The following is a 23,082-nucleotide window of genomic DNA, read 5'->3' as shown; positions in this document are numbered from 1 at the left end:
CTTCTCCACCTGCGGGAGAAGGTGGCACGAAGTGCCGGATGAGGGGTTTCGCTACGCTGGCTGGCCATGGCGAGACCCCTCATCCGCTTGCCAGCACCTTCTCCCGCAAGGGGAGAAGGAGATGTCGCGTGGCGTTCGGCGCTTGTCGTCATGAAATCCCCGCCAGCTTCCGGCCGAGGAACGCGGCCACCTCTGCCGCCTCAGCGGCGGCAAGGCCGTGGGTGACCAGCGGCCCGTCGAAGCCGATGCGGGCCAGGCCGGCGAGATAATGGTCATAGTCGAGCACGCCCTTGCCGGCCGTGGTGAAGCCGCCGGCCGCGTCCCTGTCCTTGGCATGGGCCATGACGATGCGGTCGGCCAGGAGGTCGATGGCCTCGGAGACCAGGCGCTGCTGCTCGGCAAGCGAAGCGACCTCGAAGAGATTGGCCGGGTCGAGGATGATCTTCAGCCGGGGGCTTGCCATCTCGTCGATGATCGCCCGGGCCTTGGCGGCGGAATCGATGACATTGGCCAGTTCCGGCTCGATGCCGAGATCGATATCGTGCCGCTCGGCGATATCGAGGGCCGTTTCCAGGCTGGTGGCGAGATCGCGCCAGGCCTCCGGCGCGGCGTTGTCGGGATGGCCGCGCCATTGGTCGTCCGGGTCGCGCGTGCCGGTGCATAGCGTCAGCAGGCGGGTGCCCATGCCATGGGCCGCGCCAGCGATGACTTCAAGGCTGTCATGGCCGCGCCAGCGCTGGGCCGGATCGGGATGGATCATGTTGTAGGTTGCGGAGACGGCGGCAATCTCGAGATTCTGGTCGAGGGCTGCGGCATGGACCGACTCGGCGATGCCGTTGGGGATGGTCTCCGGCATGGCGGGCAGGCCCGAACAGGCCATGTTGTATTGCACGCTGCCATAGCCCGCCGCGCGGGCAGCCGCCATCACCGTTCCCGGTTCACTGCCGGGGAAGGTCTTGGCAAAGATGCCGAGCCGCATCACAGCTCTCCCTTGACGTCGGCGAGCCGCACGGCGCGGCCCTCGCGGACGGATTGGGCGATGGCGATCATCGCCCGGACAGAGGCGACGCCGTCCTCGATGTCGGCGCCGCGCATCGGCGCGCCCTTGAGGATGACGTCGGCGAAGCCCTCGAGCTGGCGGCGATAGAAATGACCGTCCGCGCCGAGGACGCGGGTGGTGGCGCCGTCCTTTTCATGGAAGATGTCGACGTCGCTGCTCTTGTAGTACCAGGGGTTATAGGTCTTGCCGAGCACGCTGCCATGCTCGCCATAGATCTGGAAGCCTTCGTGCCAATCCATGCGCACTGATACGGTGAGGTCGAGATGGCCGAGCGTGCCGTTGGCGAAGGCAAGGTCGACGAACCAGCAGCGCGCGCCGAAGCGCTCGGAGAAACGGGCCTCGACCTCGACGATCTCGCCGCCGAAATAACGGGCGGTGTCGACGAGATGGCTGCCATGGGCGAGCATGTAATAGCGCTGGAGGTCGGCCTTGGGGTCGGCGGCCGGCCTGCGCGCCTGCTTGCTGGTGACGATCAGGGGCTGGACCGCATCTGTCATCGGGTAACGGTGCGTCGAATCGCAATACCAAGCCTTGAGGGCGAGCATCTCACCCATTTCCGTATCGATGAAGGCCTTGGCGGCTTCGAGGCCGGCATCGAAGCGCTTCATATGGCCGACCTGCAACACCTTGCCGCTGGCAGCCACGGCGCTGCGCAAGGTTTCCACTTCCTCGACGCCGATGCCGACAGGCTTTTCGCTGAGCACGTGCTTGCCCGCTTCCAACGCGGCGATCGAGGCCGGTACGTGGAAGGCGTCCGAGGTCGCCACGATGACCGCATCGAGTTCGGGATCGGCCAGCATGGCGGTGTAATCCGAAAAGGTCTTCTCGGGCTGATGGGTCCAGGCCATGCGCTCCAGGAGGTCGGGCGCGACGTCGCAGATGGCGTAGAGGTCGGCATTGCGCGCCTTGGTGCAGCTTTCGAAATGAGCGGCCTGGGCGATCGGGCCACAGCCCAGCACGCCGACCTTGAGGCGGCGCTCTTCCTTCTTCGGCATCAGGACTTCCTGTGTTTTCTATAATTTATTTATTATCTAAACAAATATGAAGTGCAAGGCTTTTGCTGCTATCGTCCCCGGGCATGGCAGGGGTGCTTTGGTGCTTTGGCGCTTTGGGAAAATGCCTCCAGCCAGGCAAACGTTCGTCCTCAATAGTTTGGCCCATGGTAAAGCGTGTTTGAGCCGGACGCGTCTTCTGTTCTTACTGTCCGTATCAAAGCGTCCTCGTGTTTCCGGAGCGTTTTGCGATTTGGCGGAATCGCCAAGGATGGCAAAGACGCTTCAGCCGATCCGCAGGATTGGCCTGGAACTAAAGAGTGAGAGTAAACCAGTGTTTCCGTCTAAACGCGCTTTGCTCTAAAGCGTTTTGCGATTTGGTGGAATCACCAAGAATCGCAAAGACGCGTCGGAACAAAGAGTTAGAGCAAATGGGCGTTCGCGCTTGAACGCACTTTGCTTTAGGTGATTCGGTCGAATCGCAAAGCCATTCTAGAGATTCGGGCGGAGGCGACACCATGGCTGACCAGACCTTCGCGCGTTATGTGAACGAGCGGCGCATTCTCACCCAGCTGCGCCTGCAGGGAGCGATGCCTCGGGCCGAACTTGCCCGCCGCCTCGGTTTGACGCCTGCCACCATCACCAATCTGGTCGAGAACCTCACGGCGAGCGCGCTTCTGGTCGAGCGGCGAGCTTCCCGTGAGGACAGCCCGCGGCGGGATGTCGGCCGGCCCGGTGTCGACATCGCGCTCAATCCGAGCGGCGGCTATTTCCTCGGGGCCGAGATCGGCGTCGGCGTGGTGCGCTTTGCCCTGATCGACCTGGCGCTCGGGGTGGTCGACAGCCGCACGGCGCGGCTGGCCCATCCGGTCGGTCCGGAGGCAGCTGTTGATGCCATCGCCACCTATGCCCGCGGCTTGGCGCAGCCTTTGCGTTCCATCGGCATCACCGTGCCCGGCCTGGTGCGCTCGGATGGCTATGTCGTGCATCTGCCCATGCTGGGCTGGAAGGATCTCAACCTGAAGGCATTGGCCGAGAAGGCGCTCAGCGCGCCCGTCTTCGTCGAGAACAATGCCCACGCTGCCGCCTTCGGCGAAGTCTATACCCAGCCCGGACTGCAGGCCGACGCCATCGTCTATCTCAAGCTCGGAGCCGGGTGCGGCGGGGCGGCCATCGTCAACGGGCGGCTCGTCCGCGGAGCTGAGGGCACCGGCAACGAGTTCGGCCATATCCGCATCCGCGAAGCGGGGCCGCGCTGCTCCTGCGGGCAGCAGGGCTGCCTGGAGAGCTTCGTCAACATCGCCGCGCTCGATCGTTTCTATCGGCCGGGGCAGGGCTTCGGCGTCGATTCTCTTTCCGCCTTGCCGGCCATGGTGGCGGCTGCCGCCCAGGCCGGCGATCGCGGTGCCGGCGCGGCCATGGACGAACTCGCCAGCCACCTCATCATCGGGCTGACCTCGCTCGCCAACATCTTCAACCCCTCGACGATCGTGCTCGGGGGCGCCATGCGCCCTGTGCTCGCCGCCCGCCTTGATCGACTGTCGCAAGCCGTCGGCGCTGGTATCGTGCCGGGCATGACCAGGCCGCAGATCCGTCTTTCGACCCTGGGCGAAATGGAATGCGCCATCGGCGCCGCCACCATCGCCCATCACCAGGATTTCGACGTCTCCAACATCGAGATCGGCAGTTGATGCCCGAAGATCAGGATGTTTCCTCGTCGATCTGAACCTGCGCTGCCTGCTGCGTGCCATTGATGGTTGCCGCGCCATAGAAGCCGAGTGCCGAGGCGGCGACGCAGAGCACCACGGACACACCGACATTGATCAGGGCGCGCAGCGGCATGTTCATGTGCAGGAGTTCGAAGGTCTGCAGGCTGAAGGACGAGAAGGTGGTGAAGCCGCCGCAGATGCCGACCATGAAGAACAGCCGCCAGAGATCGGGCAGGGGCGCCCGGCCATTGGCGAGGGTCAGGGTGCCGAAGAAGGTGATGGCGAAGGAGCCGGCGATGTTGATGAGAATGGTCGCCCAGGGCAGGTTTTCGCTGTAGGGCGCCATCCACAAACCGATCCAATAGCGGCCGACGGAGCCGATGGCGCCGCCGATGGCGATCATGATGGTGTTGGCGAGCACGGGTGACATGGATGCTCCGAAAATTCGGTGAGAGAGAGATGAAGATTTCGGCGGCAATAGGCTGGTCTGATGAGGATAGCCGGGCTTAGGCCCAATGCGGATCACCAAGCAAGGAACCACTACGATTTGTCATAGCCGGGCTTGACCCGGCTATCCAGAAACCCGCGACTTGACCGGGCTCCGGGCTGGATTGACGGGTCAAGCCCGGCAATGACAAGGGTAGTGCAAACTTGAAGGCGCTCGCGTGAATGGTATTGGGTTTAGGCCACCGCCAATCTGAAATCCCGACACTCCGTGATTCATGGCGGAATCAGCCCCAGCCGCCAGGCGATGGCAAGGCCGATCAGGCCGAGGACAGCCAAAATCAGCCAGATGCGCAGGAGGAGAAGCGGGATCGGCCGTCCTGGCCGCGAAGGGCGCATGGCATACCTCCAGGGAGATCGCTGCGGCACTTCGACGAAAGCGGGAGTTGGAACGAACTCCTACCGGCGCCAAGCACCTGGTAGGAGTCATCAGCCTTGCGGCGGTTTGGGGGGACTCCATCCCCTATCGATGTCCCACAATACGGCCCGGGTCCCGGCGGGGTCAAGTCGCCGGCGGCAGTTCCAGCCTGTGCGAGATGCCGATGGCATCAAGGAAGCTCTCGTCGTGGCTGACCACCAGCAGGGCGCCATCATAGGCACGCAAGCCTGCTTCCACCGCCTCGATCGCATCGATGTCGAGATGATTGGTCGGCTCGTCCAGGATCAGCAATTGCGGCGGCCGCTCTCCGCCCAGGACGCAGGCGAGGCCGGCCCGCAGCATCTGTCCGCCGCTGAGGCTGCCGGCCTTCTGGAGAGCCGCGTCTGCCCGGAACATGAAACGGGCCAGGGCTGAACGGCAGGTATTCTCGTCCGATCGCGGATTGAGCCGCTTGAAATTGTCGCGGATCGTCTCGCACGGGTCGAGCACGCTCACCTCCTGGTCGAGCAGCGCGAAGCCGGGCAGGACCCAGACATGGCCGGCCTGGGGTTGCAGCCGCCCGGTGACCAGGCCGAGCAACGTCGTCTTGCCGCTGCCATTCGCACCGGTCACGGCGACGCGCTGGGGCCCTGCGAGGGTGAAGCGGAGGTCGTCCAGGACAGGCCGAAGCGGCTCGTAGCCAAAACGCAGCGCATCGAGGCGCAGGACCACCTTGTCGGCGGGCAGACCCGTGGACGCGAGTTTCACCGACAAGGGTTGCAGGATCTCGAGGCGTTCGCGCGCCTTGGAGAGAGCTTCGCTCGCCTGTGACTGCTGCCGTTCGGCCAGGCGGGCTCCCGCGCCTCCGCTCTTTTCGCTGCGTTCCTTCTTCGCGTCGAGCAGCAGCAGGGGGGCGTCGCCCCTGGTTCGCGCCTTGCGGCCCGCGCTGTCCTTGCGTGCCTTGCGTTCGGCGGCGATCTGAGCCTTGCGCTCGGCTTCATCAAGCTGCTTCTCGGCCTCGCCCAGATCATGGCGGACTGCCGCCAGCTCCAGGGCCTTGCGTGCCCGGTACTGGCTCCAATTGCCGCCATAGACGCTGGCGCCGAGCGAGGTCAGCTCGACGATGGCATCCATGGCCTCGAGCAGTTCGCGGTCGTGGCTGACCACCACCGCCCCGCCGCGCCAGCCGGCGAGGAGATCGATGACGGCCTTTCGGCCCTCGCGGTCGAGATTGTTGGTCGGCTCGTCCAGCAGCAGGAAGTCCGGCTCGGCGAAGACCAGCGCCGCCAGGCCGATCCGCGTGCGCTGCCCGCCCGACAATGTCGTCAGAGGGGTATCGGGTTCGATCGGTAGGCCGACCCGGGCGAAGGCCGCGGCGAGACGGGCCTCCAGGGTCCAGTCGGCGGTGACGAGATCTTCGGCGGAGGCAAGGCCGGCTTCCGCGCGGGCAAGCAAGGCGAGGGCCTGCGTTACGCCGAAGAGGTCGGCGACAGTCTCATCCGGTCCGACTTGGACGACCTGACGCAGGCGTCCCAGGCTGCCATGGACGATGACACGGCCGGAACGGGGCTGGAGATCCCCTGCTATCAGTTTGAGTAAGGTCGTCTTGCCGACGCCGTTGCGGCCGACGAAGCCGGACCGTTCGGGGCCGACGCTCAGGTCGAGCCCGGAGAACAGTGCATGGCCGTCAGGCGTGGACCAGGAGAGATTGGAGAGCGTAATCGAAGCAGGCATGAGAATGGATGATCCCTGACACAAGGCAAAGCGGTGTTGCGGTCAGGTTCAGATCAATTGCTTCTCACTCACTGGGGTGGCCGACGTCTCCTATCTAGGAGAGTGGGCGAGCTCGCGCAAGGTCGCCGAAGATCGGATTCGCCCGCAGGCGTTCCACGGCGAAATCGACGAAGGAGCGCACCTTGGCGGAGGGAGCCCGGCCGCCGGCATGCACGATATGGATCGGCACCGGCTCTTCCTCGAACTCGGTCAGCACGGTGCGCAGCGCGCCTTCTCGCAGGGCCGTGTCGACCTGATAGGCGAAAACGCGCACCAGCCCCCAGCCGGAGATGGCAGCCGAGATCCCCGATTCGTTGAGGTTGCACATCAGCCGCGGCTGGATGCCGACATGGATCTTTTCGTCGCGGCCGAAGCGCCATTCCAGTCGAGGCCAGGCACCGATCCTGGCGATGACGCTGTGACCGGCTAGGTCGGCGGGACTGCGCGGCTCGCCATGTTCGGCGAGATAGGCGGGAGAGGCGCAGATCACCCGCCGCATGCTGCCGACCCGGATCGCCGTCAGTTCCGAATCCGGCAAATGGCTGATGCGGATGGCAACGTCCATGCCTTCCTCGACCAGATTGGTGATGCGGTCGAGGAACAGGGTCTGCGCGCTGACGACCGGATGCCGGTCGAGATAATCCATCACCACGGGCAGGATATAGAGCTGGCCGAACATCACGGGCGCGGTGACGATCAGCGTGCCCGTCGGCGTGGTGTAGGAGCCGGCGGCAGCCGCTTCGGCGTCGGCAAGGTCGGCCAGGATGCGCTGGCAGTCATGCAGGTAGCGCTCTCCGGTCTCCGTGAGCTTGAGCGAGCGGGTGGTGCGCACCAGAAGCTGCGCGCCAATGGCATCTTCGAGAAAGGCGACGGACCGGGTGACTGCGGGCGGGCTCATGAACAGACGGCGGGCTGCCTCGGCGAAGCCGCCGCTCTCGGCCACCTTCACGAAGACCCGCATGGCCTGCCAGCGATCCATGAACTTCCCTCTGCTATCGCGGTCGAATGATTATTTCAATATTGGGAATGATGCCTTGCATGCAATCCATATTCTCTATCCCAATCGAAATGATCAAAATCCTCCTACGACGCCGGCATTGGCGAGGAGGTTACCTATGAAGCTCTATCACTATCCCCTGTCGGGCCATTCCCATCGGGCCCACTTGTTTCTGTCGCTGGTGGGCGTGCCCCATGAACTGGTGGATGTCGACCTGAAGGCCGGCGAACACAAGAGGCCGGATTTCCTCAAGCTCAACACGCTGGGCCAGGTACCGGTTCTCGACGATGGCGGCGTGATCGTGCCGGATTCGCTCGCCATCATGGTCTATGTCGCCCGCAAGCTCGGCCTGGAGAGCTGGCTGCCGACCGAGCCGGCCACCGCGGCGGCCGTGCAACGCTGGTTCTCGGTCGCGGCCGGCCAGCTCCGGATGGGCCCGGCCGCCGCTCGCCTGATCACGGTCTTTGGCGCCAAATATGATGTCGAGCAGACATTGGCGGCGGCGCACGCCATTCTCAAGCTGATCGACCAGGAATTGATCGGACACGACTGGGTCGCTCTCGATCGCCCGACTGCTGCCGACGTGGCGCTCTACAGCTATATCGCCTCGGCCCCAGAGGGGAATGTCGATCTGACGCCCTATGCGCAGATCGGCGCGTGGTTGCGGCGGGTCGAGGCCCTGCCGGGTTTCGTGCCGTTCCAGAAGACCGCTATCGGGCTGGCCGCCTGAGGCGGCTCCGTCTCATCGCAAACGCTTTCGAAAGGCAAATGTCATGGATGGCAATGTGCCTGTCGCCACGGATTCACCGTGGCATGAGGGCGAGCTCGCCCTGCAGCGCCGGGCGGGAGCCGCCGAGCGCATGGATGTGGTCGGGCGGCGCGTGCTGCGTGACCATCTGATCGAGCAGCATCGCGATTTCTACCCGTTGCTTCCCTTCATCGTCGTCGGTGCCGCCGATCGTGCCGGTGAGATCTGGGCAACGATCCTGGCCGGCCGGCCGGGGTTCCTCCATTCGCCCGAGCCCCACGCGCTGCATGTGGCAGCCATGGCGGATCCTGCCGACCCTGCGGCTTCCGGCCTGGAGGATGGTGCCGCGATCGGCCTGCTCGGCATCGAGCTGCATACGAGGCGGCGCAATCGGCTCAACGGCACGGTGCGGCGCACGGGCCCGGACGCCTTCGACGTCGAGGTCGGCGAGAGCTTCGGCAATTGCCCGCGCTATATCCGCTTGCGCGACTTCAGCTTCGCTCGCGATCCGGCCGCGGCTTCCACGCTGCCGGTCCGGCGCTTCGATCGCATCGAAGGCCCTGCGGCGGCTCTGATCGCCGGCGCCGAGACACTCTTCATCGCGTCTTCGGTGGTGGGCGCGGCCGGCCACCGGCAGGTCGACGTCTCCCATCGCGGCGGCCGGCCGGGCTTCGTGGCGGTACAGGAGGACGGCAGCCTGCTGATGCCGGATTTTGCCGGCAATCTCTTCTTCAACACGCTGGGCAACATCCTGGTCGATCCGCGCTGCGGCTTCACTTTCGTCGATTTCGCGACGGGAGACCTGCTCCAGCTCTCGGGAGACGGCGAGGTGATCCTGGAGGGGCCGGAGATCGCCGCCTTCGAAGGCGCCGAGCAATTGCTGCGCTTTCGGCCCAGGCAGATCGTATCGAGGCCGGGCGCTTTGCCGCTGCGCTGGCATTCGCCCGAAGATGGTGCCTCGCCGCACTCGCTGGCGACGGGGAGCTGGGACGAGGCGAGCGCCCTGCTGAAAACGGTCTTCAGGCAACCTTGAGCAGGACGATGAGCGCGTAGCTGATCACGCCAAGAGCGAGCAGGGACAAAATCACCGTCGAGGTCACCCGCGGGCCGGCCTTGGCGACTGCGCGGATGTCGACGGTGAGGCCGAGCGCGGCCATCGAGATGATGGTGAGCGTATTGGCGGCCGAGGCGATCGGCTGGAGCGAGGCCTGCGGCAGGAGGCCGAAGGAGCGCAGCGCCATCATGGCCAGGAAGCCGATGATGAACCAGGGCACGATCTGGCCGAGGCGGGGACGCGCGCGGCTGGCTGTTCCGGCCTCGGCGGGGGCGGCCTTGCGCTGGCTTTCGCTGATCAAGGCGAGTACCACGATGACCGGGCCGAGCATCAGCACGCGGGCGAGTTTGACCAGGGTGCCGATCTGCACGCTGAGGGCGGCGACCGGCGCGGTGGCGGCGAGGACCTGCGGCACGGCATAGACGGTCAGTCCGGCGAACACGCCATATTGGCCCGGGGTGAGGTCGAGGGCCGGCACCAGCAGCGGCAGGCCGATCACGGCGACCACACCGAGCACGGCGGTGAAGGCGATCGAGGCGGCGACGTCCTTGCCGTTGGCGCCGATCACCGGCGCGGTGGCGGCGATGGCCGAGTTGCCGCAGATCGAATTGCCGCAGGCGACCAGCAGGGCCATGTTGTGCGGCAGGCCGAAGGCGCGGCCGATGCCGAAGCTCAGCATGATCGACACCATCACCACGCCGGCAATGCCCGCCATCAAGCCGAGCCCGGCATCGGCGATGGCGGCAGCGCTGACGGAAGCGCCGAGCAGGACGACGGCGACCTCCAGCAGGGTCTTGGCGCCGAAGGTGATGCCGCGATCGAAGCGGGCATGCGGCTGGGCGAAGGTACGGATCAGGGCGCCGATCAGGATGGCGAGAACGAGAGCCTCCAGCCAGGCCTTGCCGAACAGCTTGGCCTCGATGAGCTCGGCGCCCATGGCGAGGGCGGTGACGACGATGCACAGGCCCGCGCCGGGAAGAATCCCGCGAAGTCCTGTCCTATCGCTGAACCGGCTGCCGAATTTGCTGCTCATGATCCACCTGCAATTCACAGGTTTCTTCTGCCTTATTGGCTCTGTTCAATCCATTTCAAAATAGTGTAGAAATCATTCGATAAAATCAAATGGTTTTGCGATGACCCTGGAGCAGCTCAGAATTTTTGTGGCGGTCGCCGAGCGTGAACACCTGACGCAGGCCGCGGGCGAACTGCATCTGACGCCTTCGGCCGTCAGCTCGGCCATCCGCGTGCTGGAGGATCGTTACGGCGCGGCTTTGTTCCATCGCGTCGGCCGCCGCATCGAGATGACGCCGGGCGGGCGGGAGTTCCTGCCCACGGCGCGGGCGACGCTCGCTTCGGCCAAGGCGGCGGAGCTGGCTTTGTCCGAACTTGGTAGCGGCGCGCGCGGCTCGCTTGTCGTGCATGCCAGCCAGACCATTGCAAGCTATTGGGTGGCGCCCTTCCTGGCGCGCTATCATGACGTGCATCCGCATGTCGATCTCAGGCTGGAGATCGGCAACACCCAGAGCGTTACCCAGGCCGTGCTGGAAGGGGCGGCCGAGATCGGCTTCATCGAGGGCGCCATCGACGAGCCGGCCCTGGCGGTGCAGACGGTGGCGCATGACCGGTTGATCGTGGTGGTGGCGCCGGGCCATCCCTGGGCCGACGGGCGTACGGTGCGGCCCTATGACATCGCCACCGCGCGCTGGATCATGCGCGAGGAAGGGTCCGGCACCCGCTCTGTCTTCGAGGAGGCCTTGCGGGCGCGGGACGTCGACCCAGGCGCCCTCGAGATCGCTCTGGTGCTGCCCTCGAACGAGGCCGTGCGTTCGGCCGTGCGCTCGGGGCCATTTGCCACCGTGATGTCGGAACTCGTCGCGGCGCCCGATTTGCAGGCGGGGCGGCTGGTGCGGATCGCCTTCGACATGCCGCCGCGGGCTTTCCGCATGCTGCGCCACCGCGAGCGCTACCGCACCAAGGCCTCGCAGATGCTGGAGATGGTGATCACCCAGACGGGCGGATGAGATCGTCTCTCAGCCGCCGCTGGTCGCGGGGAGCCGGGTCAGCCAATAGCCGCCGGCGAGGATGGTGAGGCAGCCGAGCGCGGCCTTGAGGTCGGGAACCTCGCCGAAGGCGAGGAGGCCGAGCAGGGCGGCGAACACGATCCAGCTATAGCCGATCGGCCCGGCCACCGCGATGTCGGCGAGCCGATAGCCCCTGATGTTGCAATATTGGGCGAGGATCGCCACCGGCCCGAGCATCAGGCAGGCTAGGATCGGGCCAGGACCGACGATCTTCCAGCTCAGCCAAGCCGGCACCAGCATCAGGAGGAAGCTGAAGAGGTTGACATGGGCCAGCATGGAGAGCGGGGTATCGCCCTTGGTCAGCCGTTTCACATAGATGATCTCGAAGGCCATCAGCACGGCGCCAAGCAGGGCCATCGCGGCGGGAACGGTGACGTCGCCGAACGATGTGGCGGCCGAATGCTGGCCGATCACCACCGCGAGCGCCCCGAGGCCGCAGGTGAGGCCGGCCAGCCAATGGCGCCAGCCCACGGTCTCACCCAGCATGACGACGGCGAGCGCGACCACGAAGATGCCTTCGAGCAGGCCGATGGCGCTGGCGGCGGCAACCGGCATATGGGCGGCGGCATAGATCGCCGCCAGGCCACCGAAACTACCGAAGCAGGCGCGCAGGAAATGCTGGCCCGGCCGCGGGCTGCGCAGGGCAGTGAGGGACTGCCCGCCGGCCTTGGCCACGACGAGTGTGGTGACGAAGCCGCTGGCATAGCGAAGTACGAGGATCTGCGGAATCGCGAGCAGGGGGCCGGCAAAACGGCCGGAGGCGAAGATCAGGGTGAACAAAGCGGTGCCGACCAGGAGCCAGAGGGCGCCCTTGGCATTGGCACTCATGCCGGCTGTCCCAGCCAGCGGCGTTGATTTTGCTGCAATCGTCATGCTTGATGAGGTCACAGATTTCATCCCTGCAAACAAACGCGTTCTTTGATTGCTGCATGAGGAAAATCGATGCAGACGCCTCGCCGTCTTCCGTCCCTCAACGCTGTGCGCGTCTTCGAGGCAGCGGCTCGCCTCGGCAGCCTGAAAGCGGCCGGCGAGGAATTGGGCGTGACGGCCAGCGCCGTCAGCCATCAGGTGCGCCACCTTGAGGAAGGGCTCGGCGTGCGCCTGTTCGCCCGTTCGAACAATGCCATCGAGCTGACGGCGGAGGGCGCGCGTTTTGCGGCGGCGACCGCGCCGGCGCTCGACATGATCGCGGCGGCGGCTTCCGCGCTGCAGCGCGACGCCAACGAGGTCCTCGTGCGCGCCTCGGTGTCGCTGGCCCTGCGCTGGCTGATTCCGCGCCTCGGCCGCTTCCGCCAGGCTCATCCTTCCATCCGCGTCCGCCTGGAGACACCGGTCTCGGCAATGGCCGACCATGACGACATCGATCTCGTCATCGGCTATTCCCGCGCGGAAAATCCGGTCCAGGGGGGAGCGGTGCTGTTCGACGATGTCTGCGTCGTGGTGGCGGCACCCGAGGTTGCCGCCCGCTATCGCGATGCCGGTGCCGCGGAACTGGCCGGCTCGGGAGCCCTGATTTCGGCGACGCAGGACGATTGGGACTGGCGTCGCTGGGCCGAGGTCAATGGCGTCGACTGGCGCGAGGTGCGCATGGCCAATCGCTTCGAGATCGACGATGCGGCCTGGGAGGCGGCGAGTGCGGGCCTTGGCATGACTCTGGCCTCGCCGCGCCTGATCGAGCGGGAACTGCGCAACGGCCTGCTGGCCGTGGTCGGCCCGCAGGACGGGTTGCTGCTCGGCAATTACTGGGTGCGGGCCCGCCCGCCCATTCGACGGGGTGCGGAACTCTTCCTGGCCTGGCTGCTGGAGACCGCGGCCGAAGCCGCCTGAGAAGCGCGGCCGGGCGGCAAAACCCACCCTTGTCGGGGAAGCGATTGGAGCGCAAGCTCGCAGGGAGCCGCAGCTCATCTCTGTCTCGAAACTGGCGACCAGGGGGATCGCGCCATGTCGGAAGTCATCAGCATCAAGGGTCTGGAACTGCGCTTCCTGCATAGCAAGGCGGACACGCAGGGCAGCCTCGACATGTTCGAGATGATCGTCCAGCCGCACGCCCGCATGCCGGTCGCGCATTATCACGAAAGCTGGGACGAAACGGTCTATGGCCTCGAAGGCAAGATGACCTTCCGAATCGGAGATGGTGAAGTTGGATTGAGCGTGGGAGAGACGCTCTTCATCCCGCGCGGCACCGTCCATGCCTTCCGCAATGACGGACAGGTGCCGGCGACCTGCCTCGTCGTGCTGACGCCTGGCGTGCTCGGCATCGACTATTTCCGCGAAGTGGCGGCACTGCTGGCGTCCGACACGCCCGATCTTGCGCAAATGGGTGCCATCATGCGCCGCTACGGGCTGATACCCGCTCCCTTGAATTGAAGCGCGTTCTATTTGCCGATCGGCAGCAGTTCCAGGAAGGCTCGGCCGGCGGGGCTGATGTCCTGCTTGCGGACGGAGGCATGCAGGTCTCGGCGCAGCGGCGGGGTCAGCCGGCGGACTGCGAGGCCGCTGGTGTCGTCCGGCAGCGTGAGGTCGGGCATCACGGTGAGGCCGATGCCCTCGCGCACCATGCCGAAGATGGTGGCATTGTCACGCACCAGGAACAATATGTTCGGCTTGCTGCGGGCTGCCGCCAGTGCGTCGTCGAGTTGGCGGTTGCCGCCGCCGCCCGAGAAGATGGCGCGCTCGCCATCGATGGCGTCCAGGCCGATCGAGGCGTTCTTGGCCAGGGGATGGCCGCCGGGCAGGATCAGCACGAAATCGTCATTGGCGACAATGGTATTGTCGAGGTCGGGGTGAGGCTCGCCGCTGATGCCGATATCGACGGCATCGGCGAGCACCCAGTCATTCACTTCCTCGTCGGTGCCCAGATGCAGGGTGATACCCGCTTGCGGATAGAGCGCCCGGAACGGTTTGAGCCAACCAGGCAGCAATCTCGCCGCCGCGCTCTGCACCGAGCCGATGCGCAGCGTCGTGCCGGAGAGCTTGTCGCTGGCCTTGGTGACGGCGGCCAGGCGCTGTGCGCCCGCCAACAGGGCCTGGGCCTCCGCGAAGGCGGCCTCACCGAGATCGGTGAGCTTCACGCCCACGCGCGTGCGGATCAGCAGCTTGGCGCCGAGAGCATCCTCCAGCCCGGCGATCGCCTGGCTCACGGCCGATTGGGTGAGATGGATGCGCTGGGCGGCGGCAGTGAAACCGCCGGTCTCCGCTGCGGCGACGAAACAGCGTAATTGGGTGAACGTGATATTAGGATGCATGATCGCTGAAGCTTGGCAGAACAGTTGTCCTAATATGATCTGTGCCTGCCGACTTGCCTAGGATTACGGTTGCATCTGAATAAAAGAGTGCGGGCCATGCGGAGTGTCGGCCTCCTTGCCGACATCCTGGTCGCCGACGAGCACGTTTTTTCACGATGTCGGCCAGGAGGCCGACACTCCGCATTTCCTTCGGATGAAAACTGCAGCCGTCGTGCTGGGGCGGGTCGTCACCACCTCTTCGCGACGAGCCGGGTGCGCTGGCTGGCGCTTTGCGCTATGACGAGGCGTGAAACGAGGGATCGGGCAGGGGTGATGGCTGACGCGGCAGCGCCCGAAGACAGGCCGGAACTTGGGGTTGCAATGGCCGTCAGGAGAAGCTCGCGCACGCTATGGCGGCGCCTCGTCATGGTTGCGATCGGGCTCGCGGCCCTGCCCGTGGTGCTCACCATCCTCTATACGGTGGTGCCGCCGATCTCGCTGCCCATGCTGGGACGCTATCTCACCGGCCAAGCCGTCGACCGGCGCTGGACGCCGATCGAAAACATCGCGCCGGTCGCCCGCTTCTCGGTGATGGCCTCCGAGGATGGCCAGTTCTGCCGTCACTGGGGTGTCGATTTCGGCGCCATCGCGGACGTGCTGGAACGCGGCGGCGAAAAGGGCCCTTCGCGCGGCGCCTCCACCATCGCGATGCAGACGGTGAAGAATCTCTATCTGTGGCCGCTGCCGACCTTCGCCCGCAAGCCGCTCGAGGTGCCGCTGGCCGTGTGGACCGACCTGGTCTGGTCGAAGAAGCGCGTGCTGGAAGTCTATCTCAACGTGGCCGAATGGGGAGACGGCATCTACGGCATCGAGGCGGCAGCCCAGCATTATTTCAAGAAGCCGGCCTCCAGGCTCAATGCCCGCGAGGCGGCCCAGCTCGCGGTGGTGCTGCCCAATCCGATCCGCCGCAGCGCCGGCTCGCCGACGCGGCGCCTGCGCAACCTGGCGGGCCTGATCGTCAACCGCGCCCGCAACTCGTCCGGCTATTTCGACTGTGTGAGATAAGGTCTGCAGCTCCGCGGTCCCGGCCGCGCTATTTCCCGGACGAAAGAATCTCTCACCAGCCTCTTTCTTCCTGAGTTCTCTTCCTGTATAGGCTGCGCCTTCAATCGATTTTGTCATCGGCCTGTCGTGACTGTCACGGCATCCGCACGCCACGAAGAAGATACCCCAATGGCTGTTCCGAAGCGAAAAACCTCCCGCATGAAGCGCGGCTTCCGCCGTTCCGCTGATGCCCTCAAGGCCCCGACCTATGTCGAGGACAAGGATTCGGGCGAACTGCGCCGTCCGCATCATGTCGATCTGAAGACCGGCATGTATCGCGGCCGCCAGATCCTGACCCAGAAGTCCGACGCCTGAGATTGCGCGCGGTTCTCCGCGCGGCATCTCGTCCGGGCCGGCTGATTGCCGGCCCTTTTGTTTGTCTTGAGTACGGGCGCCGGGGCGGGGCCCGGAACTTTTCGTGCACTGAAACACGGGACCTGACGCGCGGGCGTGTGGCCGAATCCGACCTCCGATCCGGGATGGCGGAAGGTGTCCTCGCCGCTCTCATTCGAGAACCGTGACAAACGGGGCGGGTTCTGCCGGTGGATTGAGGTTTTTTCGCCGCGTTTTCGGTGTTTCCCTCTTGTTGCGTCGGCCAAGCCTGTGTGTTAGGTGAGCGCTCGTGTTGCAGGGGCGGGACCTTGTCCTTCCTGCAACCGTGAGGAAATTCAACATATCCGCCAAGGGGTTGGGCGGTCGGGTGCGGGGAATCCCGGCTGGACTGCTGTTCTCCCGAAGTGGTTTCAGCAGAGAGACACGCGGTGGCAGGGGAAGAACCGATCGTATCCGGCATGGCAAGCCGCTATGCCAATGCCTTGTTCGAGCTCGCCAGTGAGCAGAACGCCATCGATTCCGTTGCAGCCGATCTTGGCCGTTTCAATGGCCTCGTCGAGGAAAGCGCCGATCTCAAGCGCCTCGTCCGCAGCCCCGTCTTTTCCTCCGAAGAGCAGACCAAAGCCGTAACGGCCGTGCTCGAGCGCGCCGGTATCGGTGGTATTGCCGCCAATTTCATCAAGCTTGCCGCCCATAACCGCCGCCTCTTCGCGGTTGGCGACATGATCTCCGCCTTCACCGCGCTGGTCGCCAAGGCGCGCGGACAGGCGAGCGCCGAAGTCACGGCGGCCCAGCCGCTCTCCGACGACAATCTCAATGTCCTCAAGGACTCGCTCAAGAGCGCGACCGGCAAGGACATCTCCCTCAACGTCAAGGTCGACCCGAGCCTGATCGGCGGTCTGATCGTCAAGATCGGTAGCCGCATGATCGACGCCTCGCTCAAGACCAAACTCCAATCGATCAAGATCGCCATGAAAGAGGTCGGCTGATGGACATCCGCGCCGCAGAAATTTCCGCCATTCTGAAGGACCAGATCAAGAATTTCGGCCAGGAAGCCGAAGTTTCCGAAGTCGGTCAGGTTCTCTCCGTCGGTGACGGTATTGCCCGCGTCTATGGCCTCGACAACGTCCAGGCCGGTGAGATGGTCGAGTTCCCTGGCGGCGTGCGTGGCATGGCGCTGAACCTCGAAACCGACAATGTCGGTATCGTGCTGTTCGGTTCCGACCGCGAGATCAAGGAAGGCGACACCGTCAAGCGCACCCGCGCCATCGTGGACGTGCCGGTCGGCAAGGGCCTGCTCGGCCGCGTGGTTGACGCCCTCGGCAACCCGATCGACGGCAAGGGCCCGATCCAGGCTGATACCCGCGCCCGCGTGGACGTCAAGGCGCCCGGCATCATCCCGCGCAAGTCGGTGAACGAGCCGATGGCTACTGGCCTGAAGGCCATCGACGCCCTGATCCCGATCGGCCGCGGCCAGCGCGAGCTGATCATCGGCGACCGCCAGACCGGCAAGACCGCCGTGGCGCTCGACACCATCCTCAACCAGAAGCCGCTCAACCAGGGCGACGACGAGACCAAGAAGCTCTATTGCGTCTACGTCGCCGTCGGCCAGAAGCGCTCCACCGTTGCCCAGTTCGTCAAGGTGCTGGAAGAGAACGGTGCGCTCGACTACTCGATCGTCGTCGCCGCGACCGCTTCCGACCCGGCCCCGATGCAGTTCCTGGCGCCGTTCGCCGGCTGCGCCATGGGCGAATATTTCCGCGACAACGGCATGCATGCCGTGATCATCTATGACGATCTGTCCAAGCAGGCCGTCGCCTATCGCCAGATGTCGCTGCTGCTGCGCCGCCCGCCGGGCCGCGAAGCCTATCCGGGCGACGTGTTCTACCTGCATTCCCGCCTGCTCGAGCGCGCCGCCAAGATGGGCAAGGATGCCGGTCTCGGCTCGCTGACCGCCCTTCCGGTCATCGAAACCCAGGCCAACGACGTGTCGGCCTACATTCCGACCAACGTGATCTCGATCACCGACGGCCAGATCTTCCTCGAGACCGACCTCTTCTACCAGGGCATCCGTCCTGCCGTGAACGTGGGTCTGTCGGTGTCGCGTGTCGGCTCCTCGGCGCAGACCAAGGCGATGAAGAAGGTTGCCGGCAAGATCAAGGGCGAGCTCGCCCAGTATCGCGAAATGGCCGCCTTCGCCCAGTTCGGCTCCGACCTCGACGCCACCACCCAGCGTCTGCTCGCCCGCGGCGCCCGCCTGACCGAGCTCCTGAAGCAGGGCCAGTTCTCGCCGCTGAAGATGGAAGAGCAGGTCGTGGTGATCTACGCCGGCGTCAACGGCTATCTCGACAAGATCGAGGTCAGCAAGGTGAAGCCCTTCGAAACGGGTCTGCTCGCCAAGCTGCGCGCCGAGGGCTCGATCCTCGAGGCGATCCGTTCTTCCGGTGATCTCAGCGACGACGTTGCCGCCAAGCTCAAGGACCAGGTCGAGGCGTTCGCCAAGACCTTCGCCTGATCCGCAAGCACTGATAGGAAGGCGAAGCGATGGCATCGCTTAAGGACCTTAGAAACCGCATTGCCTCGGTGAAGGCGACGCAGAAGATCACCAAGGCCATGCAGATGGTCGCGGCCGCCAAGTTGCGCCGCGCCCAGACGGCGGCCGAGGCGGCGCGTCCCTATGCCGAACGCATCGACGCCGTGCTGGCCAATCTCGCCGGCTCGATCGCCGATCCGCGCCAGGCCCCGCCGCTGCTGGCGGGCAACGGCAAGGACCAGACCCATCTGCTGGTGGTCTGCACCGGCGAACGTGGCCTGTGCGGTGCGTTCAACACCTCGATCGCCCGCCTTGCCCGCGAGCAGGCGACGGCGCTGCTCGGCCAGGGCAAGACGGTGAAGATCCTGTGCGTTGGGCGCAAGGGCTTTGACGTGCTCAAGCGCCAGTTCGAGAAGCACATCATCGAGCTGGTCGATTTCCGCTCCGTTCGTCAGCTCGGCTTCGAGCATGCCGATCAGGTCGGTGCGAAGATCCGCAAGCTCTACGCCGAAGGCGCCTTCGACGTCTGCACGCTCTATTATTCGACCTTCAAGTCGGTGATCTCGCAGATCCCGACCGCCAAGCGGCTGATCCCGGCCGAAGTGCCGGTCGTCCAGGAAGGCGCGCAGAAGGTTGCCTATGACTATGAGCCGGACGAGGGCGCCATCCTCGCCGATCTCCTGCCGCGCAACATCTCGGTGCAGGTGCTGCGCGCCCTGCTCGAGAACAATGCCTCCTTCTATGGAGCGCAGATGAGCGCCATGGACAACGCCACCCGCAATGCCGGCGAGATGATCAAGAAGCAGACGATCACCTACAACCGCACGCGCCAGGCGATGATCACCAAGGAACTGATCGAAATCATCTCGGGTGCGGAAGCACTCTAAGGCGTTTGCGGCCTTTGCAGGCCGCGATCGCATATGGGAACAAGGAGATTCGTGATGTCTTATACGACTTCTGCCTCGACCAAGGGTGGCCGTGAAGGCCGTGCGATTCTCGACAATGGCGGGCTGGCGCTCGCCATGGCGTTCCCCAAGGAGCTGGGCGGCAATGGCGAAGGCCACAACCCCGAGCAGCTCTTCGCGCTGGGCTATTCGGCCTGCTATGGCCAGGCGATCGTGGCGCTGGGCCGCAAGCATGGCATCGATGGCAACACGGCCAAGATCACCTGCCAGGTCACCCTGAGCAAGGACGATGTCAGCTTCGCTCTCGCGGTAGAGCTGAAGGTCCATGTTCCCGGCGCCGATCCTGCCACCGTCAAGGCGCTGGTCGAAGAAGCCCACCAGATCTGCCCCTATTCCCGGGCGACTCGCAACAACGTGCCGGTCACGTTGACCGTCGTCTGATCCGTTTCAAGTATAGAAGAGACTTTTGGAGAACCCCATGGCCAACAAGACCGGACGCGTTGTGCAGGTCATCGGCGCCGTCGTCGACGTGCAGTTCGACGAGCATCTGCCCGAGATTCTGAACGCGCTTGAGACCACCAACAACGGCCAGCGCCTCGTGCTGGAAGTCGCCCAGCATCTGGGCGAATCCACCGTGCGCTGCATCGCCATGGACGTGTCCGAAGGTCTGGTCCGCGGCCAGGAAGTCACCGACACCGGCACCCCGATCGCCGTGCCGGTCGGTAATGCCACGCTCGGCCGCATTATGAACGTGATCGGCGAGCCGATCGATGAAGCCGGTCCGGTCAACGGTGACGGCGTTCGCCCGATCCACGCTGCGGCGCCCACCTTTGCCGAGCAGTCGACCGAAGCCCAGATCCTGGTCACCGGCATCAAGGTCGTCGACCTCCTGGCTCCCTACGCCAAGGGCGGCAAGATCGGCCTGTTCGGCGGCGCCGGCGTCGGCAAGACCGTGCTCATTCAGGAGCTGATCAACAACATCGCTAAGACCCATGGCGGCTTCTCGGTGTTCGCCGGCGTCGGCGAGCGCACCCGCGAAGGCAACGACCTCTATCACGAGTTCATCGAAGCCGGCGTGAACGACGATCCGCACAACCCCAAGGGCATCCAGTCGAAGTGTGCCCTGGTGTTCGGCCAGATGAACGAGCCGCCGGGTGCCCGCGCCCGCGTCGCTCTGACCGGCCTCACCGTCGCCGAGAACTTCCGCGACCAGGGCCAGGACGTGCTGTTCTTCGTGGACAACATCTTCCGCTTCACCCAGGCCGGCTCTGAAGTGTCGGCGCTTCTCGGCCGTATTCCTTCGGCCGTGGGCTATCAGCCGACGCTCGCCACCGACATGGGCGCGCTGCAGGAGCGCATCACCACCACGACCAAGGGCTCGATCACCTCGGTGCAGGCCATCTACGTGCCGGCCGACGACTTGACCGACCCGGCGCCCGCCACCTCCTTCGCCCATCTGGACGCCACGACCGTGCTGTCGCGCTCGATCGCTGAAAAGGGCATCTATCCGGCGGTCGACCCGCTCGACTCCACCTCGCGCATGCTCTCCCCGGCCGTGGTCGGCGAGGAACACTATGCGGTGGCTCGTTCGGTCCAGCAGATCCTGCAGCGCTACAAGTCTCTGCAGGACATCATCGCCATTCTCGGCATGGACGAACTGTCCGAAGAGGACAAGCTCACCGTGGCCCGCGCCCGCAAGGTCGAGCGCTTCCTGTCGCAGCCCTTCGACGTCGCCAAGGTGTTCACCGGCTCGGACGGCGTGCAGGTTCCGATCGAGGACACCGTCAAGGGCTTCAAGGGCATCGTGGAAGGCCAGTACGACTACCTGCCGGAAGCCGCCTTCTACATGGTCGGCACCATCGAGCAGGCCGTCGAAAAGGGCAAGCGCCTCGCCGCCGAGGCTGCGTAACAAGGCTAATGGGGGCGCCGCCAGGCGCCCCTCTTCTGGAAATCAAGGACCGCATCGATGGCCAGCTTCCAATTCGAACTCGTCACGCCTGAGAAGCTGCTGTTCTCCGGCCCTGTCGAATCCGTCGTCGTGCCGGGCAGCGAAGGCGATTTCGAGGTGCTGTCCCAGCACGCTCCGGTGATGTCGACCATCCGGCCCGGCATCATCGTGGTCAAGGAAACCGCCGGCGGCTCGTCTCGTCATCTGTTCGTGCGCGGCGGCTTCGCGGATGTCAATCCGCAGGGCCTCACCATCCTTGCCGAGCAGGCCGTTCCGATCGAGGAACTGACGCCCGATAAGCTGAGCCAGGAAATCGCCGCCGCCGAGGCTGCAGTCCAGGCCGCTGTCGACGATGCCGCCAAGGCCCTGGCCGATCTCAAGCTCGGCCAGATCAAGGAATTGCAGAAGGCGCTGAGCTGAGTTCGCTCATCCTTTCGTTCTGAAAAGCGCGCTTCGGCGCGCTTTTTGTTTTTGCGAGGGCGGAAAGCCACGATCGCAGCAAAGCGAAGATCGCACCATGCCCGGCATGGTGCGACGACATTCGCGCTTCGCTCAGCCGTTCAGCTGGATCGTGGTCAGCAGGGCCTTGGCGACTTCGGTCGTGACGCGGCGCTTGTAGCGCTCGTGGACCACCTGCCCGTTATGGAAGACCTTGTGCTCGACATAGACCATATGGCCATCCCAGCGCAGGACATTATCCGTTTCCGTCGTCTCGATGACATTAAGCCCTGGTACGAGTTGGCCTTCGGTCGACTTGTCGCGCATCCGGTTGTTCCTCCCGTCTGATTCCTGGAGCAAAGCGCGCTCATGACTGAGCGCTTATGTGCTCCAGCTCCTTGTTTTCAGGCCAATCCACCGGATTGGCTAGAGCGCCTTGGCGATTTTTTGTGATTCCGCAAATCGCGAACGCTTGGGCTCGTCGCACGCCAGCATGCCGCCTTCGCAGGAAAATGGAAAGGGGATCGACGCCGGTCTCCAGTTCCGATCGCCGCCAAGAATCGGCGTCGGCATGGCGATCGGCTCTTGACTGATTGAACGTTCAAAATATTGTATTGGCCATGGCCGCTCAACTCACCTCAACCAACCAACGCCCGATCCGTCTGCGTCGCGTCGACGCCGGAGATGTGCGGCGTCGGCAGTTGATCGAAGCGACCATCGAGGCGATCGGCGAACTCGGCTTCAATGCCACGACGATTGCGGAGATTGCCCGCCGCGCGGACGTCTCCACCGGCCTGGTCTCCTTCTATTTCGGGGACAAGGACGGGCTCCTGGAAGCGACCCTGCGTCATCTCGCCCGGCAGTTGTCGCGGGGGGCCGCAGCCCGCCTGCGCGACGCCACTACGCCGCGGGCTCGTGTCCAGGCGGTGATCGAGACGATGCTCGGGGTCAGCCAGTTCGAACGGCGCATCGGCACGGTCTGGCTGGCTTTCTGGGGACAGGTGCCGCATTCGCCGCGCTTTGCCCGGGTACAGCGGGCCTATCATCGCCGCATCGCGGGCAATCTCGCCCATGCGCTGCTGCCGGTGCTGCGGCCGGAGCCGGCGCGGGCGCTGGCCGAGACCATCGCCGCGATGATCGACGGGCTTTGGCTGCGCGCCACCCTTGCCAATGATCCGGATGGCCGCATGGCCAGGAGTGTGGCGACCGGCTTCGTCGACAGTCAGTTCATGCTGCTCGGCCTCAGCCGCTGAGGTCAGGCGCCGGGAGTTGGCGCCGAGGATTGGCCGGAGGCGAGGGCGCCGGCTTGCATTTGGAAGTT

General features: G+C 64.9%; 26 protein-coding genes and 1 riboswitch. Of the genes, 15 read left to right on the top strand and 11 right to left on the bottom strand.

Features of this window, described 5'->3' with window-relative positions; genetic code table 11:
* Positions 1-148: 148 nt before the first annotated feature.
* Together ACIGJE_RS02380 and ACIGJE_RS02375 are read right to left on the bottom strand one after the other, a co-directional pair.
* Positions 149-979, bottom strand: a complete 831-nt coding sequence (locus ACIGJE_RS02380) for a sugar phosphate isomerase/epimerase family protein (RefSeq protein ID WP_415087272.1) — start codon at positions 977-979, stop codon at positions 149-151.
* Positions 979-2,055: a Gfo/Idh/MocA family protein gene (locus ACIGJE_RS02375; RefSeq protein ID WP_483679225.1), complete on the bottom strand. Its 1,077-nt coding sequence runs from the start codon at positions 2,053-2,055 to the stop codon at positions 979-981. The genes ACIGJE_RS02380 and ACIGJE_RS02375 overlap by 1 nt, the downstream gene beginning before the upstream one ends.
* Before the next feature lie 515 nt (positions 2,056-2,570).
* Here ACIGJE_RS02375 and ACIGJE_RS02370 point away from each other — a divergent pair.
* Positions 2,571-3,743 carry an ROK family protein gene (locus tag ACIGJE_RS02370; RefSeq protein ID WP_483679223.1) on the top strand — a complete coding sequence of 391 codons (1,173 nt, stop codon included), beginning with the start codon at positions 2,571-2,573 and terminating at the stop codon, positions 3,741-3,743.
* 10 nt (positions 3,744-3,753) lie between these two features.
* Here ACIGJE_RS02370 and crcB read toward each other — a convergent pair whose 3' ends face one another.
* The 4 genes from crcB to ACIGJE_RS02350 all read right to left on the bottom strand — a co-directional run bounded on the left by crcB (position 3,754) and on the right by ACIGJE_RS02350 (position 7,375).
* Positions 3,754-4,191 (bottom strand): fluoride efflux transporter CrcB, encoded by a 438-nt coding sequence (gene crcB, locus ACIGJE_RS02365; protein WP_415087269.1) that lies wholly within the window; start codon positions 4,189-4,191, stop codon positions 3,754-3,756.
* 290 nt (positions 4,192-4,481) lie between these two features.
* On the bottom strand, positions 4,482-4,604 hold the full coding sequence (locus tag ACIGJE_RS02360) for a hypothetical protein (protein ID WP_311934608.1): 123 nt from the start codon (positions 4,602-4,604) through the stop codon (positions 4,482-4,484).
* A 74-nt stretch (positions 4,605-4,678) separates the two neighbouring features.
* Positions 4,679-4,738, bottom strand: a riboswitch (Fluoride riboswitch).
* 29 nt (positions 4,739-4,767) lie between these two features.
* The gene (locus ACIGJE_RS02355; protein ID WP_483679221.1) at positions 4,768-6,357 is read right to left on the bottom strand and encodes an ABC-F family ATP-binding cassette domain-containing protein; all 1,590 of its coding nucleotides are present in this window, start codon (positions 6,355-6,357) and stop codon (positions 4,768-4,770) included.
* A 94-nt stretch (positions 6,358-6,451) separates the two neighbouring features.
* Positions 6,452-7,375 (bottom strand): LysR family transcriptional regulator, encoded by a 924-nt coding sequence (locus ACIGJE_RS02350; RefSeq protein ID WP_483679219.1) that lies wholly within the window; start codon positions 7,373-7,375, stop codon positions 6,452-6,454.
* A 136-nt stretch (positions 7,376-7,511) separates the two neighbouring features.
* On the opposite strand from ACIGJE_RS02350, the gene ACIGJE_RS02345 reads away from it, so the two are divergent.
* A complete protein-coding gene (locus tag ACIGJE_RS02345) occupies positions 7,512-8,123 on the top strand; it encodes a glutathione S-transferase family protein (RefSeq protein WP_483679217.1) in 612 nt (203 codons plus the stop codon).
* Positions 8,124-8,178: 55 nt separating this feature from the next.
* Positions 8,179-9,174, top strand: coding sequence for a flavin-nucleotide-binding protein (locus ACIGJE_RS02340; protein ID WP_483679215.1), 996 nt, complete (start codon positions 8,179-8,181; stop codon positions 9,172-9,174).
* On the opposite strand, the gene ACIGJE_RS02335 is transcribed toward ACIGJE_RS02340, so the two are convergent.
* Positions 9,161-10,228, bottom strand: a complete 1,068-nt coding sequence (locus ACIGJE_RS02335; protein WP_311934613.1) for a YeiH family protein — start codon at positions 10,226-10,228, stop codon at positions 9,161-9,163. The genes ACIGJE_RS02340 and ACIGJE_RS02335 overlap by 14 nt on opposite strands.
* Positions 10,229-10,328: 100 nt before the next feature.
* On the opposite strand from ACIGJE_RS02335, the gene ACIGJE_RS02330 reads away from it, so the two are divergent.
* Positions 10,329-11,216, top strand: a complete 888-nt coding sequence (locus ACIGJE_RS02330; protein WP_311934614.1) for a LysR family transcriptional regulator — start codon at positions 10,329-10,331, stop codon at positions 11,214-11,216.
* Between the two features lie 9 nt (positions 11,217-11,225).
* Here ACIGJE_RS02330 and ACIGJE_RS02325 read toward each other — a convergent pair whose 3' ends face one another.
* Complete coding sequence (locus ACIGJE_RS02325; protein ID WP_367626661.1) at positions 11,226-12,104, bottom strand: DMT family transporter; 879 nt, start codon at positions 12,102-12,104, stop codon at positions 11,226-11,228.
* 114 nt (positions 12,105-12,218) lie between these two features.
* Between ACIGJE_RS02325 and ACIGJE_RS02320 the strand changes: the two genes are divergently transcribed.
* Both ACIGJE_RS02320 and ACIGJE_RS02315 read left to right on the top strand, forming a co-directional pair.
* Positions 12,219-13,103, top strand: a complete 885-nt coding sequence (locus tag ACIGJE_RS02320) for a LysR substrate-binding domain-containing protein (RefSeq protein WP_367626660.1) — start codon at positions 12,219-12,221, stop codon at positions 13,101-13,103.
* A gap of 114 nt (positions 13,104-13,217) precedes the next feature.
* The gene (locus tag ACIGJE_RS02315) at positions 13,218-13,643 is read left to right on the top strand and encodes a cupin domain-containing protein (protein ID WP_367626659.1); all 426 of its coding nucleotides are present in this window, start codon (positions 13,218-13,220) and stop codon (positions 13,641-13,643) included.
* 8 nt (positions 13,644-13,651) lie between these two features.
* Here the strand turns inward: ACIGJE_RS02315 and ACIGJE_RS02310 are convergent, their stop codons facing one another.
* Positions 13,652-14,521 (bottom strand): LysR family transcriptional regulator, encoded by an 870-nt coding sequence (locus tag ACIGJE_RS02310; protein WP_311934618.1) that lies wholly within the window; start codon positions 14,519-14,521, stop codon positions 13,652-13,654.
* Between the two features lie 312 nt (positions 14,522-14,833).
* Here ACIGJE_RS02310 and ACIGJE_RS02305 point away from each other — a divergent pair, with 312 nt between their 5' ends.
* From ACIGJE_RS02305 to ACIGJE_RS02270, 8 genes are all read left to right on the top strand, one after another.
* Positions 14,834-15,565 (top strand): transglycosylase domain-containing protein, encoded by a 732-nt coding sequence (locus tag ACIGJE_RS02305; protein WP_311934619.1) that lies wholly within the window; start codon positions 14,834-14,836, stop codon positions 15,563-15,565.
* 168 nt (positions 15,566-15,733) lie between these two features.
* Positions 15,734-15,919, top strand: a complete 186-nt coding sequence (gene rpmF, locus ACIGJE_RS02300) for a 50S ribosomal protein L32 (RefSeq protein ID WP_068294749.1) — start codon at positions 15,734-15,736, stop codon at positions 15,917-15,919.
* Between the two features lie 446 nt (positions 15,920-16,365).
* The gene (locus ACIGJE_RS02295; protein WP_311934620.1) at positions 16,366-16,926 is read left to right on the top strand and encodes a F0F1 ATP synthase subunit delta; all 561 of its coding nucleotides are present in this window, start codon (positions 16,366-16,368) and stop codon (positions 16,924-16,926) included.
* The gene (gene atpA / locus ACIGJE_RS02290) at positions 16,926-18,452 is read left to right on the top strand and encodes a F0F1 ATP synthase subunit alpha (protein ID WP_068294755.1); all 1,527 of its coding nucleotides are present in this window, start codon (positions 16,926-16,928) and stop codon (positions 18,450-18,452) included. The genes ACIGJE_RS02295 and atpA overlap by 1 nt, the downstream gene beginning before the upstream one ends.
* A 29-nt stretch (positions 18,453-18,481) precedes the next feature.
* Entirely contained in the window at positions 18,482-19,357 is an 876-nt protein-coding gene (locus ACIGJE_RS02285) for a F0F1 ATP synthase subunit gamma (RefSeq protein WP_483679211.1), read from the top strand.
* 54 nt (positions 19,358-19,411) lie between these two features.
* The gene (locus ACIGJE_RS02280) at positions 19,412-19,816 is read left to right on the top strand and encodes an organic hydroperoxide resistance protein (protein ID WP_483679209.1); all 405 of its coding nucleotides are present in this window, start codon (positions 19,412-19,414) and stop codon (positions 19,814-19,816) included.
* A gap of 37 nt (positions 19,817-19,853) precedes the next feature.
* Entirely contained in the window at positions 19,854-21,284 is a 1,431-nt protein-coding gene (atpD, locus tag ACIGJE_RS02275; protein WP_068294763.1) for a F0F1 ATP synthase subunit beta, read from the top strand.
* Positions 21,285-21,341: 57 nt separating this feature from the next.
* Positions 21,342-21,743 (top strand): F0F1 ATP synthase subunit epsilon, encoded by a 402-nt coding sequence (locus ACIGJE_RS02270; RefSeq protein ID WP_394311059.1) that lies wholly within the window; start codon positions 21,342-21,344, stop codon positions 21,741-21,743.
* Between the two features lie 132 nt (positions 21,744-21,875).
* On the opposite strand, the gene ACIGJE_RS02265 is transcribed toward ACIGJE_RS02270, so the two are convergent.
* Together ACIGJE_RS02265 and ACIGJE_RS02260 are read right to left on the bottom strand one after the other, a co-directional pair.
* Positions 21,876-22,088 (bottom strand): hypothetical protein, encoded by a 213-nt coding sequence (locus tag ACIGJE_RS02265; RefSeq protein WP_322433605.1) that lies wholly within the window; start codon positions 22,086-22,088, stop codon positions 21,876-21,878.
* A 99-nt stretch (positions 22,089-22,187) separates the two neighbouring features.
* Positions 22,188-22,334 carry a hypothetical protein gene (locus ACIGJE_RS02260; protein ID WP_415084783.1) on the bottom strand — a complete coding sequence of 49 codons (147 nt, stop codon included), beginning with the start codon at positions 22,332-22,334 and terminating at the stop codon, positions 22,188-22,190.
* 47 nt (positions 22,335-22,381) lie between these two features.
* On the opposite strand from ACIGJE_RS02260, the gene betI reads away from it, so the two are divergent.
* Positions 22,382-23,014 (top strand): transcriptional regulator BetI, encoded by a 633-nt coding sequence (gene betI, locus ACIGJE_RS02255; protein ID WP_311934625.1) that lies wholly within the window; start codon positions 22,382-22,384, stop codon positions 23,012-23,014.
* The last annotated feature ends 68 nt before the right edge of the window (positions 23,015-23,082 follow it).

It is taken from the genome of Labrys sp. E2SS-1L, assembly GCF_057073705.1.
The sequence above is the reverse complement of the archived record's forward strand: the minus strand, read 5'-3'. Positions and strand labels throughout refer to the sequence as shown.